Source organism: Pseudomonas sp. IAC-BECa141 (assembly GCF_020544405.1).
GTDB lineage: Bacteria > Pseudomonadota > Gammaproteobacteria > Pseudomonadales > Pseudomonadaceae > Aquipseudomonas.
In genome coordinates this window covers 812,673-830,804 of record NZ_CP065410.1, presented here as the reverse complement: position 1 = coordinate 830,804, position 18,132 = coordinate 812,673, and the positions used below count along the sequence as shown (strand labels likewise).

At 60.6% G+C, this 18,132-nt stretch carries 12 protein-coding genes; 2 read left to right on the top strand and 10 right to left on the bottom strand.

All coding sequences use genetic code 11. The annotated features are described in order from the left end of the window. The gene (locus I5961_RS03635; protein WP_227234380.1) at positions 1–1,275 is read right to left on the bottom strand and encodes a beta-ketoacyl-[acyl-carrier-protein] synthase family protein; all 1,275 of its coding nucleotides are present in this window, start codon (positions 1,273–1,275) and stop codon (positions 1–3) included. Positions 1,276–1,283: 8 nt separating this feature from the next. Continuing rightward, a complete protein-coding gene (locus tag I5961_RS03630) occupies positions 1,284–1,853 on the bottom strand; it encodes an acyl carrier protein (protein ID WP_227234379.1) in 570 nt (189 codons plus the stop codon). Positions 1,854–2,377: 524 nt separating this feature from the next. Between I5961_RS03630 and I5961_RS03625 the strand changes: the two genes are divergently transcribed. Next, positions 2,378–2,722 (top strand): cupin domain-containing protein, encoded by a 345-nt coding sequence (locus I5961_RS03625; protein ID WP_039592382.1) that lies wholly within the window; start codon positions 2,378–2,380, stop codon positions 2,720–2,722. Positions 2,723–2,791: 69 nt separating this feature from the next. Here the strand turns inward: I5961_RS03625 and mmsB are convergent, their stop codons facing one another. Continuing rightward, positions 2,792–3,679, bottom strand: coding sequence for a 3-hydroxyisobutyrate dehydrogenase (gene mmsB, locus I5961_RS03620; protein ID WP_227234377.1), 888 nt, complete (start codon positions 3,677–3,679; stop codon positions 2,792–2,794). A gap of 9 nt (positions 3,680–3,688) precedes the next feature. Continuing rightward, entirely contained in the window at positions 3,689–5,215 is a 1,527-nt protein-coding gene (locus tag I5961_RS03615) for a CoA-acylating methylmalonate-semialdehyde dehydrogenase (protein ID WP_085702395.1), read from the bottom strand. 149 nt (positions 5,216–5,364) lie between these two features. On the opposite strand from I5961_RS03615, the gene I5961_RS03610 reads away from it, so the two are divergent. After that, positions 5,365–6,312: a LysR family transcriptional regulator gene (locus I5961_RS03610; RefSeq protein ID WP_085701334.1), complete on the top strand. Its 948-nt coding sequence runs from the start codon at positions 5,365–5,367 to the stop codon at positions 6,310–6,312. Here I5961_RS03610 and I5961_RS03605 read toward each other — a convergent pair. The 6 genes from I5961_RS03605 to recC all read right to left on the bottom strand — a co-directional run bounded on the left by I5961_RS03605 (position 6,309) and on the right by recC (position 18,010). Next, the gene (locus I5961_RS03605; RefSeq protein WP_371807405.1) at positions 6,309–6,755 is read right to left on the bottom strand and encodes an OmpA family protein; all 447 of its coding nucleotides are present in this window, start codon (positions 6,753–6,755) and stop codon (positions 6,309–6,311) included. The two genes, I5961_RS03610 and I5961_RS03605, sit on opposite strands and share 4 nt — an antisense overlap. Positions 6,756–6,807: 52 nt before the next feature. Beyond that, a complete protein-coding gene (locus tag I5961_RS03600) occupies positions 6,808–8,076 on the bottom strand; it encodes a diguanylate cyclase domain-containing protein (protein ID WP_085701333.1) in 1,269 nt (422 codons plus the stop codon). Next, positions 8,073–8,648, bottom strand: a complete 576-nt coding sequence (locus I5961_RS03595; RefSeq protein ID WP_085701332.1) for a YfiR family protein — start codon at positions 8,646–8,648, stop codon at positions 8,073–8,075. Before I5961_RS03595 ends, I5961_RS03600 begins: the two co-directional genes overlap by 4 nt. A 118-nt stretch (positions 8,649–8,766) precedes the next feature. Continuing rightward, the gene (recD, locus tag I5961_RS03590) at positions 8,767–10,875 is read right to left on the bottom strand and encodes an exodeoxyribonuclease V subunit alpha (protein WP_227234375.1); all 2,109 of its coding nucleotides are present in this window, start codon (positions 10,873–10,875) and stop codon (positions 8,767–8,769) included. Then, entirely contained in the window at positions 10,872–14,561 is a 3,690-nt protein-coding gene (recB, locus tag I5961_RS03585) for an exodeoxyribonuclease V subunit beta (RefSeq protein WP_227234373.1), read from the bottom strand. The genes recD and recB overlap by 4 nt, the downstream gene beginning before the upstream one ends. Next, complete coding sequence (recC, locus tag I5961_RS03580) at positions 14,558–18,010, bottom strand: exodeoxyribonuclease V subunit gamma (RefSeq protein ID WP_227234371.1); 3,453 nt, start codon at positions 18,008–18,010, stop codon at positions 14,558–14,560. The genes recB and recC overlap by 4 nt, the downstream gene beginning before the upstream one ends. Between the last annotated feature and the right edge of the window lie 122 nt (positions 18,011–18,132).

Here is an 18,132-nt window from a genome sequence, read left to right as displayed (position 1 = left end):
TCATGCCCTCCCCAGAACCAGCGAACTGTTGACGCCGCCGAATCCGAAGGAGTTGGACATCACCACGTTGATCGGCTGGTGCACAGGCTCGCTGAGGAACTTCAATGAAGGGTACTCGGCGCGCTCAGGCTCATAGTTCAAGGTCGGCAACAGCACACCGTCGCGCAACGTCATCAGCGACAGTACGGCTTCAATGGCGCCGCTGCCCGCCAGAGAGTGACCCATGGCCGACTTGTTGGCGGTGAAGGTCATGAAGTCCCGACATTCGCCAAACAGCCGTTGCAGGGCCAGGGCCTCGCAACTGTCGTTGGCCTGGGTGGAAGTCCCGTGGGTATTGACGTGTTGCACGGCACTGCGCAGCAGCCCGGCATCTTCGATTGCAGCGTCCATGCATTCCTCGTACTTGCTGCCATCCCGGCTGCTGGAGGTCATCTTCTGGGCTTCGCAGACATTGGCGTAGCCCAACACTCGTCCCAATGGCCTGGCCTTGCGTCGTCGGGCATGCTCGGCGGATTCGAGAATCACCAGGGCCGCGCCTTCGCTGAGCACAAAACCACTGCGATCCGGCATGAAGGGACGGCTCTGCTCGCCTGCCGGCAGGTCGGCCTGGCACAGCGCGCCAAGGCTGTTGAACATGTAATAAGGCAGCTCGTTGGCCATCAGCTCCACGGCACCGCAAATCGCCAGATCCACCTCACCGCGCTCGATCGCCCGGTAGGCGCTGCCGATGGCCATGGTGCCGGCGGCACAAGCGTCGGAATGGGTCGAGATGCAGTCGCGTATACCGAGCCAGTCCGCCAGGTGCTGGGTCTGTTGATCAACCCGACGCACGAACGCAGCGCTCGGCGGTGCCGGATGGTCGAGCAGGCGATCCAGATCGACTCGCCCCGCGTCATCCATGCATCGACTGACCCGCTGCAGATCGTGACTGTCGGCACAGTATTTATTGGCCCCCAGGAACAGGCCGCTGCGGCTGTGGGCAACGTCGGCCGGAGTCAGACCGGCGTGCCGCAACGCCTGACGCGCGACGTACTCGGCCAGCACGCTCTGACGCGGGTGCAGCGCTGCATTGCCACCGAATCCAGCCGCGATCTTCTGCCACTGCACGTCATCGATAAACCCGGCCGCACTGTTGCGAAACCCCAACGCCTGGAACCGGGGATGTTCGCGGACACAGGATTGTTTCCGGCAGATGCGCTCGAACAACGTGGCAGCGTCCAGCGCCATGGGCGCCACCAGGCCGAACCCGCTCACATAGACTTCTCGTGCCCGCATGTGAGCTCCTACACCGTCTCTTTGACGTGAGTGGCCACAAACTGCTCGACCAGTTGACGGGAGACTTCGTCGCCATCGGCCGGCACCAGGCGTGCGCTGCAGGCACCGCAGACCACTTGCTGACGCTCGTTGAGCACGGCTTGATGGGCGTTGCAGTCAGGGCAGCTCGATGGCAGGTAATTGAACAGATTGCGACATTGCTGCGCCCAGTTGAGAACTGTGGTGGCCGCGAACACCTGCGCCGGCTGCATGCCGGCCTTGAGCTGGTCCGGTGCGTAGGCGCTCAGGCTTTGCTCCAGCAGGGCCTTGCCGTTTTCAGTGATCCGGCCGTTGGCCACAAACTCGCTGGCATCCCCGCAGACAGCTACCGCATGGTCCAGCACGCTGGTCTTGGGCAAGGTGCAACCATACTGGCGGCCCAGCTGGAAGCTGAGGTCGACGATGTCCAGCGAATCCGCCCCCAGATCTTCGACGATGCTGCTGTGCTCATCGATTTCATCGGCGCTCATTACTAGCAACTGCGCGAGAATGGCGCGGGTGCTGCCAATGACCTGTTCCAAGTCCAATGGATTGTTCATTTCTATCTCCCTATATGTCGTGGCTGACTCATATTTTCCGCATACGAGAAGTAACTTTTCCTACAGCAACTTCTCGCGCGGCGGAAATCTAAACTCTGCCCTTAAGGGGAGAGTCAACGAGCTGTTCAAAGTTTTTTATTTGATCTGAGACGGACGTGCACACGCCCGTAAATGCTGCACTCGATTGGTGCGGACGATGGGTCGGAGCGACATATTTACTTAACAATGTCTGGGTAGGATGGAGCGCCCCGCCGCGCTCAGCCCAACTATGGAAAGCAAACTAGCGATGACTTCGCTGGCGTATCACCTGCGAAATTAAAGCAAGTAATTTTGTTATAAGTTCATAACCCTTGTTCCAGATCAGTACATTGCTTTGATTAATGTTCCAAGGGTCATTGATTAACCGTTCAGTGCAAATCGTTGTTGCGTTTATGAGCAACTGAATGTCGAGCCCAGACAATTGGCAAAGTACCCGGCGCTATAGGGTGCAGCTTCCGCTCAAAGGCCCATTCTGGAACTCACCAATGACCGCACCTATCACCGTTTTGCGCGACACCCACCCGCTGCCCGTACTCGACGCCTGCAAATGGGAAAAGCTCGAGGGCGACCCGCACACCGTCAACCTCAACGCCTACACCAGCGAAGACGGCAGCAAGATCATGGGCACCTGGATCTGCACGCCGGGCAAGTGGCGGGTCGATTACGTGAAGTGGGAGTACTGCCATTTCCAGGAAGGCTACTGCGTGATTACCCCGGACGGCATGGAGCCAATCCACCTGCGCGCCGGCGACATCTTCGTGGTCGAGCCGGGCATGAAAGGCACTTGGGAAGTGGTCGAGACCGTGCGCAAATATTTCGTGTTCGCCTGATACAAAAAGGCCGGGAAACCACCCGACGTGATTTCCCGGCAACACCTACTGCATTGGATCTGAAGACGATTACTGCGGCTTGCGATAGCTGTTGATGATCGCCGAGAAGTCCTTGCCCCCTTCCCCGCGCTGACTCATCGCCTGATACAACTGCTGCGCCACCGCGCCCAGCATGACTGGCTGATGGGCCTGACGTGCCGCCTCGGTGGCCAGCCCCAGATCCTTGAGCATCAGCTCGGCGCCGAAGCCACCGGTATAGCCGCGCGAGGCCGGCGCCGTTTCGACGATGCCCGGCCACGGGTTGTACATTTCCGAACTCCAGCAACGGCCGGTCGAGCTGTTGATGATTCCGGCGAGCACCGTGGTGTCGATCCCCAGCGCATCGCCCAGCGCCATCGCTTCGCTGACGCCGACCATCGAAATGGCGAGCAACAGGTTGTTGCAGATCTTGGCGATCTGGCCGGTACCGACCTCACCGCAATGCACGATGTTGCGGCCCATCTGCGCCAGCACCGGTTGCAGGGTGGCGAACAGTTCAGGAGTGGCGCCGACCATGAAGGTCAGCGTCCCCGCCGTGGCGCCGCCGGTACCACCGGACACCGGTGCATCGGCCATGGCCACGCCTTGTTTGGCAGCCGCGGCCGCCACATCGCGCGCAGTCTGCGGATCGATGGTGCTGCAATCCACTGCCGGCACGCCTTTGCCGATCCCCGCGAGAACACCGTCTTCACCAAGCCAGACGCTACGGACATGCACCGCGGCAGGCAGCATGGTGATCACCAGTTCTGCATCTTCAGCGGCTTCGCGAGCCGAAGCGCGAATGGTGCCGCCCAGTTGCTCGAGTTCCGCCAGCACGGTCTTGTTCAGGTCCACCAGATTCAGCGAATGCCCGGCCTTGATCAGGTTGCGCGCCATTGGCGCGCCCATGTTGCCCAAACCGATAAATGCGATTTTCATGGCCATTCCTCAGCGCAGGTTGATGGTGGTGTTCACGCCGTCGTTGACGCTGTCGTCATCGAACCAGCGCGCCGTAACCGTTTTGGTCTGGGTGTAGAACTGCACCACTTGCTTGCCGTACGGGCCGAGGTCGCCAAGTTTCGAACCGCGCGAACCGGTGAAGCTGAAGAACGGTACCGGCACCGGAATCGGGATGTTGATGCCGACCTGGCCGACGTCGATTTCAGTCTGGAATTTACGCGCCGCCGCGCCGCTCTGGGTGAACAGGCCTGTGCCGTTGCCGAACGGGTTGGCGTTGACCAGCGCAATGGCCTGATCGAGGGTGTCGACTTCCAGCACCACCAGCACCGGGCCGAAGATTTCCTGGGTGTAGATCTGCATGTCGGTGGTCACCCCGGAGAACAGGGTCGGGCCGACGAAGTTGCCGTTCTCGTAGCCCGGCACGCTGATGTCGCGACCGTCCAGCTCGAGTTTGGCGCCTTCTTTGATACCGCTTTCGATCAGGTCGAGAATCCGCGCCTTGGCCTTTTTCGAAATGACCGGACCGACATCGGTGCCCGGCTCGCTGCCGGCGTTGACCTTGAGTTTCTGCGCCAGCGCTTTCAGATCCGGCAGCCACTGTTTGGCCGCCCCCACCAGCACCACCACCGAGGTGGCCATGCAACGCTGACCGGCCGCACCGAAACCGGCGCCGACCAGTGCATTGAGCGCTTGCTCGCGATTGGCATCCGGCAGCACCACCGCGTGGTTCTTCGCGCCCATCATCGATTGCACGCGCTTGCCGTGTTTACCGGCCAGGTCATAAACGTGGGTGCCGACGGCGGTCGAACCGACGAACGAAACGGCCTTGATGTCTTTGTGGGTGCACAGGCCATCGACCACGTCCTTGCCACCGTGCACGACGTTCAATACACCGGCCGGAATGCCGGCTTCGATCGCCAGTTCCACCAGCAGCATGGTCGACAGCGGATCCTGTTCGGATGGCTTGAGTACAAAGGTGTTGCCGCAGGCGATGGCCATCGGGAACATCCACAGCGGAATCATCGCCGGGAAATTGAACGGCGTGATGCCGGCACAAACACCGATCGGCTGGCGCAGGGTGTAGGTGTCGACGCCGCCGGCGACGTTCTCGGCGAACTCGCCCATTTGCAGGCTGCCGATGGAGCAGGCGTGTTCGACCACTTCCAGGCCACGGAAAATATCGCCCTCGGCGTCGGCAATGGTCTTGCCCTGCTCGGCGCTCAGCACCACGGCGATGCGTTTGGAATGCTCGCGGATCAACGCTTGCAGCTTGAGCATGATGCGCATGCGCGCGCCGATCGGGGTCAGCTTCCAGGTCTGGAAGGCGCGCTGGGCGGCGCTGACGGCGGCGTCGACTTCAGCGGCGGTGGCGAACGGAACCCTGGCCAGAACCTGCTGGGTCGCCGGGTTGACGATGTCGTGCCACTCGGTGGTCTGCGACTCGACCCACTCGCCGTCGATCAGCAGCTTGACCTTCTGGATCGTGGTTTCGTTGGGCGTAAGCGATGCGTTCATGCTGGTCTCCGGAAATTGTTTTTATCTTGGGAGCCAAGGCGAAAGATCCGCCTTGAGATGAGGCGTGTGTCACGAATTGGTTGTCGGACCGTTTTTGGAGTATAGATGTGCAAACTTCTAATAAGAACGCACATATAAGCCCGTCCATCATGCAAAAAAACATCACCTCTCTAGGCTCGCTGAACTGGGACGACCTCAAGTTTTTCCTCGAAGTCGCCCGTACCCGCAAGGCCAGCACGGCAGCCAAACGCCTGGCGGTGGACTACACCACCGTGTCGCGGCGGATCAGTTCGCTGGAAGCGGCGCTCGGCACTTTGCTGTTCGAAAAGTCGCGCACCAGCGGTTTCGTGCTGACTGCCGAAGGCCAGCGTCTGCTGAGTTATGCCGAGTCGATTGAAAGCACGCTGCACATGGCCTGCGAGCAGGTGTCCGGCTCCGGCGTCGCGCTGTCCGGGCATGTGCGGATGGGCTGCACGGAAGGATTCGGCAGCTTCTTCATCACCCCGCAACTGAGCCACTTTGTCGACGCTTACCCGGCAATCTCCGTGGACATCCTGCCGCTGCCGCACTTCATCAGCCTGTCCAAGCGCGAGGCCGACATTGTCATCGCCCTCGAACGCCCGGAACACGGACCGTACGTGTGCTGCAAACTCTGCGACTACCGCTTGCAGCTCTACGCGACCCAGGATTACCTGGACAAACACCCACCGATCCGCCGCCCCGCCGATCTGGGCAAGCATCAATTCATCAGTTACGTGGATGACCTGGCGTTCAGCTCGGAGCTGCTGTATCTGGCGAACGTGTTGCCCGGCGCCAGCGCCCATTTGCGCAGCACCAGCGTGATCGCCCAATTCGTGGCGGCGCAGCAAGGAAGGTCGCTGGCGATTCTGCCGTGCTTCCTCGCGGCTCAGGATCCGCGTCTGCTACCGGTGTTGCCGGAGGAAATCGATATCACCCGGCAGTTCTGGATGTACTGCCGGGAGGATCTGCGCAAGCTCAAGCGGATTACCCTGTTGTGGGATTACATCCGAGAGGTGACCGAGCGCAATCAGGGTCTGTTGATGGGTGAGACCCGCGAAATGCAGTTCGCCGATTAATCGGCGCTGACCACGATCGACACCCGGCGGTTTTCGGTGCGGCCGGCTGCGGTGTCGTTGGAAGCGACCGGTTCGCGGCTGCCGAGGCCTTGCAACTGGATGTTCTCTTCCTTCATGCCGACCGAGGTCAGCACTTTGCCGACGCTTTTCGCGCGACGCAGTGACAGCTGCTGGTTATAGGTTTCCTTGCCCGAAGCGTCGGTGTGACCATCGACCCGCACCCGTTCGATACCGACCCCCAGCAGCGCCTTGCCGATACGCTCGACGATTTCGGTACTTTGCTGGTTCAGGCTTTCGACATCGCTGCCAAACAACACTTTGCCCGACAGGCCGAACTCCCAGCCGTCATCGGTCAACTCGAAGCCTTGCTGCTTGAGGACAGCAACCTGAGCCGGCGTCAGGCCTTTTTGTGGGGCGGTCTGGCAACCGGTCAAGGCCAGCATGGCCGTCAGCAACAGGGTGGAAAACAGTCGAATGGAAAGTGAGAACACGGCATCAGCTCCTGGTTTGAACGGGGTCGACCGGGTGCTCCGACCCGGCCGTGAATTGGGCGCCGCGCGACAAGCGCTTGGCTTGATACATCGCGGCATCCGCCGCATCGAGCAAGGTGCCGGGCGTGGCGCCATGATCGGGGTAAACGGCGATGCCGATACTGAGCGACGTCACGACACTGCTGTCGCCCGGCAGCGCAATCGGGGTGTCCATGCTGGCGAGGATCTTGTCGGCAATGCGCTCGGCGTCTTCGGTCTTGTGCAAGGGCGTCAGCAGGACTGCAAACTCATCACCGCCCAGACGCGCGACAAGATCTTCCTCACGCAGCTGCGCCCGCACCCGATTGGCCACCGCCACCAGCACTGCGTCGCCGGCGGCATGACCGAAGCTGTCGTTGATGTTCTTGAATCGGTCGCTGTCGAGAAACAGCACCGCCACGCGCTCGTTCAGTTTGTGGGCGTTGCGTAGCGCACGGATCAGGCGGCCTTCGAAAAAGGCCCGGTTCGGCAATCCGGTGAGGCTGTCGTGGCTGGCCTGGTGGGCGAGGGTTTCGTTCTCGCTTTGCAGGTGGGTTTGCCAGTCTTCGAGCTCATCGAGCAAGGCATTGAAGTCATTGCCCAGGTTATCCAGCTCGGCAATCTTCGCCCGAGGTACGCGTCGGTCCAGCGCCCGCTCACTTCGGGCGGCATGCGCCACTGCCGCCAGGCTGTGCAACGGGCCGATGATCCTGCGCAACTGCAGTCGCGCCAGAAAGAGCGCGACCCAGGCACTGATCGCCGTGCAGAGAATGATCCCCGCCAACCCGCTCAACAGAAAGCGCATCAGGCTGCCGCCGTGGCCGATCAACAAGATGCGACCGATCTCTCGATCCTGATGCAGGATCGGCAGGCTAATGGGTTTTTCCAGAATGGCCCGCGCGACCTGCATCTCCAATTCGGAAAACAGGCCGTTCTCCGGACGCTGCCAGCGCGCGATCAATTGACCCTGAGTGTCCAGCACCTGGGCATCGGCCACTTCTTCGGTCGAGGCGATCAATGCCAGCGCTTCGGTCGCGGCGGCCTTGTCGTTGAACACCACGGCGGCTTCCACCGTGTAACTGATCGAGCGGGCGATCAAGTGCAGGTTGTGATCGGCATAGACCCGCAGTGCCAGCACCCCAAGCAGCGTCAGCGACACACTGGCCATTGCCACGGCAACCAGCGCCACAATCAGGTTGCCACGGCCGATGACCGAGCCCAGGGTCGGACGCTCTGTGGATTTGTCGCGTCTCATGGCACCGCCGGTTTGCGGCGCGACAACTGCAGCACGCTGGGATGGATGCGCACGCCACTGCGGGCGACGGAGTCGAGATTGACCTCGAACGACACTTGTTCATCGCCGACCCGCAGGCAGAACAGGCTGCCGACCGTGCACTGATCACCGCCTTCGCTGATGCTCAGCACCGGATGGCCGATCAGAGACGCGAACAGCCGGCTGCGTTCGTCGGTAGTGAGTTTGCCGATGTAGACCGCGTCGCACTCGCTGACGAGGGCCGGGTTGTCGGCCAACAGTCGACGCACGATGACCGGACGCCCCGTGGCCTGAGTCGTGCCCTTGACCAGGTCGTCGGTGTACTCGGTCGGTCCGACGATGCACAGACGCAACTGCGCCGGCTCTACCGGCCAGCGCGCATAACTGAGGATGCCGAGGACAACCTGGGTGACGGATTTGGCCCGCTGTTCGGCCATGCCCACCGGGGTCTGAGTCTGGGCAGCGGCCACACCCGTGAACCAAAAGAGCACACCGGCAAGCAATGCCCACTTGCAGCCAACTACGCGCTCTGTCGCCCAGACAGCCACCTTCATGCAAGGATTCTCTTGGATCGTTACGAAATGATGCCGCAACGATAGCACAGCGTTGGAACGCCAGCGATACAGCGCCCCTGACCGGCCGGTCAAAGATCGGCAGTAATCGAAAGCCCCTTCATCCTCGAGGCGTAGTCCCTTCTTCCAGTTCAAGCATCAGCCCGCTCAAGCGCTTCACCTTACGTTGTACTGCCTCCTCGAATACGCCACTGCGGGGTTCAATCAAGGTGAACCAGTCCTTGGCCCGGGTAATTCCGGTGTAGATCAGTTCCTTGGTCAACACGGGATTCAGGGCGTCCGGCAGTATCAGCGCGGTATGGGCGAACTCCGAGCCCTGAGACTTGTGCACCGTCATCGCAAAGACGGTCTCGACATCGTTGAGCCGGCTCGGCAGCACGAAGCGAACCCCGCCGCGCCCGTCGTTACGCGGAAACGCCACTCGCAATACGGATTTACCGGCATCCGGTCCATCGAGCTCGGGCAATTTCAGGGCGATGCCGATGTCACCGTTCATCAGCCCCAGACCGTAGTCGTTTCGAGTCATCAGCACCGGCCGACCTTCGTACCATTGCTGGTTGCTCTCGATCAGCCGCGCCTTGAGCAACGCGTCAGTGATGCGCTGGTTCAGCCCCTCGACACCCCACGGCCCTTTGCGCACTGCGCACAACAACTGGAAGGTATCGAAGGCCTGCAGGACGTCACGCGCCCAATCGACCCAGCCTGGATGCTCGAGCGGCGTACCACTCGCAGGGCGTCGATCGCGCAAAACGCTCAGATAGTGTCGATAACCGTGGGGGCCTTCGCCGTGACCATCGAGTACCAGGTGCTCGAGTTTCCGGTCGTGTTCGTTTTGAAGCGGCAACGAAAACACATCGCCATGAGCATTGGCTTCCAGCAACTGCCGAGCCTCAATCGGAAGTTGCTGATTCACCCGTCGCGCCAGCTGGCCGATGCCGCTGCCCTCGCCGAAACGCCGCGAATGACGCAGCATCACCACCTGCTGGGCCAGCGGGTGCGAACCGTCAGAGCCTTCGTGCAAGCCGCTTTCCTGCAGGGATTCGCCGCTTACACTTTCCAACCACTGGCGGGTCTGCGGACTGTACCAACCCGCTTCGGCATCGCGACACAAATCCCCCAGCACTGCGCCAGCCTCCACCGAGGCCAGTTGATCCTTGTCGCCCAACAACACCAACCGGGCATGAGGCGGCAAGGCATCGAGCAGGTTGGCCATCATTTCCAGGTCGATCATCGACGCTTCATCGACCACCAGCACGTCCAGGGGCAGACGGTTAGCGGCATGATGGCGAAAATGCCGAGTGCCGGGACGGCTGCCCAGCAGGCGGTGCACCGTGGTCACCTCGGTCGGGATTTTTTCCCGGACGCTGTCAGCGACCTTCAGCGATTGCACCTGCTGACTGATGGACTCGGTCAACCGCGCCGCGGCTTTCCCGGTAGGCGCCGCGAGCCGAATTCGCAATGGTTGATGCGCCTCGACCGCAGGTGCCTGGAGCAGCGCCAGTAGACGGACCACCGTTGTCGTTTTGCCGGTGCCCGGACCGCCGGTGATGATGCTGAAGGCACTTCGGGTGGCCAGGGCGCAGGCGAGTTTCTGCCAGTCGATGACATCTGCGCGCTGGGCCGGATCGAACAGTGTGTCCAGCCGGCGTGCGAGATCGGGTGGTGTCGCTTCCTGCTCCGCGAGGCGCTGACGCAATGCGTTGTCGATACGCCGCTCGTAGGCCCAATAGCGCCGCAAGTACAAGCGTTTGCCGGACAACACCAGCGGGCGCTCCCGAGCCGACGCGCCTTCGTCGGCGCCCAGTGCCACCAGAGAACTGCCCGCCAGCACCTTGCACCAGTGCGCTCCGTCGAGGGTATCCAGCAGTTGCGATGGCAGCAGCAACACGCCGGGTTGCGCGTCACCCTCCGGCGGCAGGGACAGAGCGAAATCCGGCGCCTTGAGGGTTTCGAACAGATCCAGGCAGACATGACCATGGCCGAGCTGGTGACTGGTCAATGCGGCGGCGAGCAATACCAGCGGATCGATATCGGGTGCCAACTCATGAAGAAAGGCCACGAAGGCTTTGTCCAGTGCCCGCAACCAGCCACGCTCGACCCATTGGGTCAGCAACAGCAGTAGATCATCGGCACGGGTCAGGGGCGTCAGTTGCGCGAGGTTTTCGGCGGTCAGTGGCGTTGGCAGCAGGTCGGTGAATGTCCGGCTCATAGCAGTACTCCCTGTTCCCACGCGGGCTCGGCCTTGGGTTGCGGTTTGCCCTGGAACATGAAGTCCAGGCGCTCGATCAGCTCCCGTGGTGGTCGCGCGAAGTAGACGCCACCGCCAGGGGCGCGCGTCCCGCGCAGGAACAGATACAACGCGCCGCCGATATGCCGGTCGTAGTCGTAGTCGACAAGCCGCGCCTTGAGCTGACGATGCAGAGCCAACAGATACAGCACGTATTGCAGGTCGTACCGGTTGTCGAGAATCGACTGTTCCATGGCGCGTTCGGTATACGCAGCGTCATCGACACCCAGCCAGTTGGATTTGTAATCGGCCACGTAGTAACGACCTTCATGCTCGAACGTCAGGTCGATAAAGCCTTTGAACATGCCATTGAGCTGCACCGCCTCCGCACCGCCCCGGGCAACACCGTTTTGGGTGAACTGTCGCACCTGCTCGTCAAGCTTGAGCACGTCGACTTTGTGGCTGGCGAACCAGAATTCCATCTCGACCCGATATTGCTTCAATTGCTCGAGCACCACTGGCGGTTGGTCGAGGCCCACAGGCAGTGGCAGTTTGAGCAAGTGTTGCAACCAGTCACCGAGGGTGGTGATCCAGCCTTCCCAGCCCCGCCGATTGCAACGCCTGGCAATCGCGTCGTCCAGCGACTCGCGAGTCACCGCGAACCCTTCCTCCCCCGCCCACTCCAGCAAACCGTGAAGAAACGTTCCAGGATTCGGTCCACGGGGGAAACGGTGAATGTCAGCCCCGCCGGCGATGATCTCGCGTGGAGCTTCGGGATCGAGGCGTTCGTCGTCAAACAGCTTTTGCGCTTGCGGACTGTCGGGAGCTTCATCGTTGCCGACGCTCAGCACATCACTGATGCGCAAGGCGCTGTACGAAGCGATCCACCAGTTCTCGCTGGCCTTGCGAGCCGGTAAAAGGGTGGCACGTAGCGTGGCCTCGTTACGCGGGGGCTGATACTCCTCGCCGGTAGCCTCCGGCATTTCAACAACGCTCAGCGCCGGACAATCCTGTTGAAGATCGCTCAGCCAACGAGCCAATCCGCTGGACTCATTCAACATTGCGCCGCCACCCAACAGATAGCCCAGCGCAGAAAGGTGCAACACCGAACTGCTGTGATTGCCGCGTTTGAGATCCGTCACTCCGAGCCAGCACGCATGTTGTGCGCGGGTCAGCGCGACGTAGAGCAACCGAAGGTCCTCTGCCAGGCGCTCGTTGTCCGCCAGGGCGATCAGTTCGGCGTCGGGTTTCAGACTGATGCGGGCCTTGCCGGACTCATCGTGATAATGCAGCGGCAACCGACTGCCATCCACAGGTTTGGCCGAACAGATGAAAGGCAGGAACACCAACGGGTATTCAAGCCCCTTGGACTTGTGAATGGTCACGACCTTGACCAGTTGTTCGTCGCTCTCAAGACGCAGGATCTGTTCTTCGCCTGCCTGGCCGGACAGCGCCAGATGCTCGGCCAGATGACGGATCAGTGCCTGCTCGCCATCGAGCTCCGACGCAGCCTGTTGCAACAATTCCGACAGGTGCAACAGGTTGGTCAGCACCCGCTCGCCATCACTGCGGGCGATGAGCATCTGCGGTAATTGAAAGTCGTGCAGCAGGCGCCGCAGCATCGGCAGCACCCCTTGCTTGCGCCAGAGCTCACGATAACCACGGAACTGCATGACCCGGGTTTCCCAGACCAGTTCGTCCTGATTAAGACGCTCCAGCTCAGCCAGTGGCAGATTCAGGGTGATGCACGCCAGCGCGGCTTTCAGGGAGCGTTCGACATCCGGCTCGGCGCATGCCTTGAGCCATGACAGCAGATCATGGGCTTCCTGAGCGGCAAACACCGAGTCCTTGTCCGACAGATAAACGCTGCGGACCCCGCGCGCTGCAAGTTCACCGCGTATCGCCTGCGCCTCTTTACCATCGCGCACCAGGATCGCTATGTCCGCTGGTCGCAGCCCGCGCCAATCCTTGCCCTCCTGCACAAACCCGGTGCGACCGGTTTGGCCGCCATTGAGCAGGGTCGTGATCTCACTGGCGCAGGCTGCCGCCAACTGCTGACGATAGACCGCCCCGGACAGTGGCTTGTCGGTGGATAAATGCCAGATGTTCAGCGCCGGTACGTCCTGCCCGGATACTTGCAAATGTTCTTTACGCCCCTGAGCCTGCACAGGCTGGAACGGCACCGGGTTAACGCCGTTTTTCTCTCGGAACAGAAATGCTCCGCGCCCTTGCTCACGGGACTCCGCACGTTCGAACACATGGTTGACCGCACTGACCATCCCGTGACTGGAACGGAAATTGGTGCCCAGTGTATGCAGGCGCCCGGTTGTGGCCTGCCGGGCTCGCAGATAGGTGTAGATGTCCGCGCCACGGAAGGCATAGATCGCCTGCTTCGGATCGCCGATCAGGAATAGCCCGGTCTCGGGGTTATCCTCTTCAATGCGATAAATACTTTCGAAGATCCGGTACTGCACCGGGTCCGTGTCCTGGAACTCATCGATCAGGGCGACCGGGAACTGCTCGCGGATGAGCGTGGCGAGACGTTCCCCACCGTCGGACTGCAAGGCCGCATCCAGACGCAACAGCATGTCGTCAAAACCCATTTCGGCCCGACGGTGCTTCTCGTCTTCAAAGCGGGCACCGACCCATTTGGCAGCATGCTGCAGCACAGCCGCATCGGGCGTCGGCAAATTGTCCAGGCTCGACTTGAGCACCGGCATTGCATCCAGGCCCGGGTGACTCGGCGGCTCGCCTTTCCAGGCTTCAGCCATGCCATCCGGCGTGAGCCGGGCGAAGCCGGTGCCGATATCCAGTTGTTCGAGCGCCTCGTCCTCGGCCCAGGCCTTGAGCTTTTCGAACCAGGGCTCGAAATAGCGGGCCTGCATCTTGCGCCCGTCCACGGTTTTGTTGGCGACGCCCTGATGGCAGATGGCGAGTAGCTCATCGGCCCACTGCCGCCATGGTCCCTTCAACTCAACCAATGCCGCACGGCGTTCCTGCAGGCATTCTTCGATCAGTTCGGATGGTGTCTTGTCTGAATCCCCTTCGCGCTCGGTGCCAAACAGTCCACGCACACGCGGCAACAAGGCCGCCGGGCCTGCCCAATGACTGCGAACCCAGTTCAAGGCATCGCCCTGCATCGGATAGCAGAACAGCCGCCAGTAATCGCGCAAGACTTCGCCGAGCAGGTCGCTGTGATCGGTTTCCAGGGTCTGGGTAAACAGACTGCCGCTGTCGAATGCATGCTCGCGCAGCATTCGCTGACACCAGCTGTGGATCGTCGAAACAGCGGCTTCGTCCATCCATTGCGCGGCGATATCCAGGCGATTGGCGCAACCGGGCCATTGTTGCGGATCGAACTGTGCACGCAATTCATCGATCAGCGCATCAGGGGGAGGCGTCTCGTCACGGAAGAAACGGGCGGCCTCGGCCAGACGTGTACGTATACGTTCGCGCAGTTCTTTGGTCGCCGCGTCGGTGAAGGTCACCACGAGAATCTGCGGGGGTAACAGCTCACGACCGAAACCACTCCCCTCGCCTCCGTGGCCGAGGATCAATCGCAGATATAAAGCCGAAATGGTGAACGTCTTGCCAGTGCCCGCACTGGCCTCAATCAGTTGACTGCCCCTTAACGGGAATGCCAGCGCGAGAGGCTGTTGGTTGCTCATGCGCCTGCCTCCTCATAAGTCCATGAGCGCCACGGCGCCTCAAGCAAAGGGCGATACAGTGCATCACACCAACCGGAGAAGGTTTCATCCGCCTGCAGTGCATCGAAGTCGGCGAATTGTCGGGTCAGAGCCGGACTTTCGCGACGTTCACCTTCGTTGGTCTGACCATCGCCCTCATAGGCTTTGCGGGCAGCCGCTTCAGCCTTGACCGGATCTGTCTGCCCCAGCCATGCGAAAGCTGTTTTCACCGCGACCGGCAGTGGCTGGCGCATGCCCGTCTGCCAAGCGAGGAGCAGATCCTCAAGAATTCGTCCCGCTCGAGTCTGTTCCAGAGGTTCCAGAAGGAGCGTGTCATCGCTGGCTACCAGTGCGGTCGTCAGGGAAAGGCCACTGGCACACGCGACAAGATGGCTGACCCAGGGCTTGGTCAGGCGATGCCATTTGCGGTTCTTGATCGAGCCAATGCTGTTGGGGATTGTTGTGACCGAGAGTACGCCGCCATCGGCGCGTCGGTGCAAACCTCCCAGCCATCCTTCAAGGCGCAGTTCCTGCCATTCAAAATTGATCGGTAGCGCGTTGGTCAGGGGGGTTGGCCATAACGCCAACAGTTGTTGATAGCGTTGCAACAAGTCAGGCAAAGGCTCGATCAGCTCTCGCTGAAGGCATTCACCGAATCCGGCCATGGGCAACAGTCCGCTGTTTTGGAGGCGTCGGGCCTGAGACTCGAGCGCCTTATCTACGTTGTCCGGGAGCCTCATGGCTGCCCCGAGCAAGCTGTCGCTGAGCATGTATCGCTGCAATGCATCCAGCACAAAAGGCTCCTCGTCAGCCTGAGGTACCTGCGCCGCTTCGAAGTAAACCTTGAGTCGCTGAGTGAAAAAATGTCGGACCGGATTGCGCAGAAAGTCCTGCAGCAGTTCCAGACTCAACGGTTCTTCCTGGGTATGGGGCGCAAGCATTGTAGCTACGTCGTTCTGTTCGTGAGGTTGATGCAGCACCTGCCACTCGCTGGCGTAGCTGAACAGCTTGTCTTCCTCATGGAAGTAGCGCGAACTGAATGGCTGCAATGGATGCTCTTGAGTCATGGCAATCAGAAGATCCTCATTGTCATCAGCCGATCGCCATCCATTGGCGAGATGATCGCGCAACTGGCCGATCAACACTGAGGCTGGCCGCTCACTGTTGTCGCGAATGCTTCGGCCCACCCAACTGATGTAGAGCTGATGACGGGCGGACAAGAGCGCTTCGAGCAGAAGATAGCGATCATCCTCCCGACGGGAACGATCCCCCGGCCGGTAGTCGCTGCCCATAAGATCGAAGTCCAGCGGCGGTTGAGCGCGTGGATAATCGCCGTCGTTCATACCCAACAGGCAAACCAGCTTGAACGGGATCGCGCGCATTGGCATCAGCGTACAAAAGTTCACAGCTCCGGCCAGGAAGCGCTGCGACAGACGCCCCTGATCCAGCCCCGCCAGCCAGGCCTCACGGACGACGGTCAGTGGCAGCTCCTCCAGCAGACCGACGGCCTCGCAGGTTTCCAGCCAGGTTTCACGCAACTCCTCGAGCTGAGCCAACAGGTAGTCGTCATGCTCATCTTCGGGCTTGAAAAACAGCTGCATCAACGCCTGAAGCCGATGTCCCCACTCCTGTGGTTGCGCGGGTTTCATCAGTTGCTGATGCGAGAGTTCCAGTGCATCCAGCAACGCCACCAACGGACCGATCAATGCAGCATCGAGACCACCGATCTCATCGTAAGGCTCGATATCTCCACAGGCACCGGAACTGCCAACGGCATAACCGAGCAGCATCCGACGCAAGCCGAAGCGCCAACTGTTTTGCTCCAGTTGGTCGGGCAATCCCAGTCCGGCACGTTGTCCGGCATCGATGCCCCAACGTACGCCGGCCCCTTCAATCCACCGATGCAGGGTCGGCAAGTCTCGCTCCTGCACACCAAACCTGGCGCGTAACGCAGGAACGTCGAGCAAGTCGAGGATCTCACTGACGGGAAAACGGCTGTCCGGCAGTTTGAGCAGATGTTCGACAGCGATCAGCAATGGATCCCGCCCGCGCTGCCCCTGATCGGCCATGGTGAAAGGAATGAAACGTGGGTCCTGACGGTCGAGCTGCCCGAATACGGCTCGGATATGCGGCGCATAACTATCGATGTCAGGCACCATCACGATCACATCGCGAGGGCGTAATTGGGGGTTGGCATTGAAACGGGCCAGGAGCTGGTCGTGAAGAATTTCCACTTCGCGCTGGGCGCTATGGGCAATGTGAAAGCGGATCGAGTTGTCTTGAGTCAGATCGACTGCCGGCCAAAGTGCTCGAGTCTCGCTGAGCGGTCGCAGTTCCAGAATGTCGTCCTGTAATTGGTTGAGCATGTTGTTCGGCTGGGTTTCGCTGAACAGATCGATGCGTCCGTTGCGAAATGCTGCACGATAGCTGTCAGGCTCGTCGTAGCTGTCGAGAAGGCTGATGTAATCACGACCTTGCTTGCCCCACGCTGCGAGTAGCGGGTGAGCATGTTGGTGGAGCGTTTCCGAATCCAGCACTACAGGCATGCCGTTTTTTCGAGCCTGCCGCTTGTACTGGTGACGCAAGAGATCCTTGTCGGCAACGATATCGGCCCAGTGATAACGACAGGGGTTATGGACGCACAACAAAACCTGGCTGAAACGGGATAGCCCGGCCAATGCCTCCAGTACCTGAGCAGGCAGCGACGAAATTCCGAATACGATGACCCGCTGGGGAAGACCGACAGGTGCGTGCTCAAGACTGTTGATGCGCTCCATGAATCGCTGGTGCACGCCCGCCCGACTTTGGGCCATGCCTTGCTCGCCTACGTCATCCAGCAGAGCACGCCATAACTCTGCCTGCCAGCAACTGGACGGTGAGAGCGGTTTCGCTTCACCTCTTACATTGCGGAGTTGATGACGACCCTCCGCCCAGTCCTCAAGCCAATCTGCGCGGTAAACCTGGTATTGGTCGAAGAGGTCTGCCAGACGTTCGGACAACTGGTAGCGCTTGCGCAGATCGGTGTCATGGGTGAGGAAGCGTTGCAGCGGTTCGAAATGTTGACGGTTGATAACCTGTGGCAACAGGCGCATCAGACGCCAGGTCAGCGGCGCCTTGTCGAGCAACGACTTCGCTGGAATTTCCTCTCGCCCCAGAACCATCCGGTACAGCTGCCACATGAAACTGCCCGGCAATTGCACGTCGATAGCGGCGGCGATACCACAGCCGCCTGAATCGTCTTCTTCAGGATCCTCAGCCAGTGCCAACTTGAGCCATTGAGCGATGCCGTTGCTCTGCACGAGCGCGATTTCGTTCTCCAGGGGGGCCAATGGATAGCGCCGCATGATGCTGATCACAAGGCTGCGCAGTTCATCCAGGCTGTTGCTCTGAACGACCATGAATGCAGCGTTGAGGGACTGAGTGTCCGGCATGAAGGCTTCCTTGGAAAAGTACAAAAGCTAGGGCTGAACCTTAGCATTGTCGGCCGGCGAGGACAGCCGCAGGGCGGCTGAGAATGCTGTAAGAACTTTCCTGCGGGCAAAACAAAACCCCA

What these genes read in the sequence shown, in the direction of transcription:
- I5961_RS03605 (WP_371807405.1), bottom strand. Translation starts at nt 6,755, where the DNA reads ATGCTGGCCTTGACCGGTTGCCAGACCGCCCCACAAAAAGGCCTGACG.
- recC (WP_227234371.1), bottom strand. Translation starts at nt 18,010, where the DNA reads ATGCCGGACACTCAGTCCCTCAACGCTGCATTCATGGTCGTTCAGAGC.
- I5961_RS03595 (WP_085701332.1), bottom strand. Translation starts at nt 8,648, where the DNA reads ATGAAGGTGGCTGTCTGGGCGACAGAGCGCGTAGTTGGCTGCAAGTGG.
- I5961_RS03610 (WP_085701334.1), top strand. Translation starts at nt 5,365, where the DNA reads ATGCAAAAAAACATCACCTCTCTAGGCTCGCTGAACTGGGACGACCTC.
- I5961_RS03635 (WP_227234380.1), bottom strand. Translation starts at nt 1,275, where the DNA reads ATGCGGGCACGAGAAGTCTATGTGAGCGGGTTCGGCCTGGTGGCGCCC.
- I5961_RS03630 (WP_227234379.1), bottom strand. Translation starts at nt 1,853, where the DNA reads ATGAACAATCCATTGGACTTGGAACAGGTCATTGGCAGCACCCGCGCC.
- recD (WP_227234375.1), bottom strand. Translation starts at nt 10,875, where the DNA reads ATGAGCCGGACATTCACCGACCTGCTGCCAACGCCACTGACCGCCGAA.
- mmsB (WP_227234377.1), bottom strand. Translation starts at nt 3,679, where the DNA reads ATGAAAATCGCATTTATCGGTTTGGGCAACATGGGCGCGCCAATGGCG.
- recB (WP_227234373.1), bottom strand. Translation starts at nt 14,561, where the DNA reads ATGAGCAACCAACAGCCTCTCGCGCTGGCATTCCCGTTAAGGGGCAGT.
- I5961_RS03615 (WP_085702395.1), bottom strand. Translation starts at nt 5,215, where the DNA reads ATGAACGCATCGCTTACGCCCAACGAAACCACGATCCAGAAGGTCAAG.
- I5961_RS03625 (WP_039592382.1), top strand. Translation starts at nt 2,378, where the DNA reads ATGACCGCACCTATCACCGTTTTGCGCGACACCCACCCGCTGCCCGTA.
- I5961_RS03600 (WP_085701333.1), bottom strand. Translation starts at nt 8,076, where the DNA reads ATGAGACGCGACAAATCCACAGAGCGTCCGACCCTGGGCTCGGTCATC.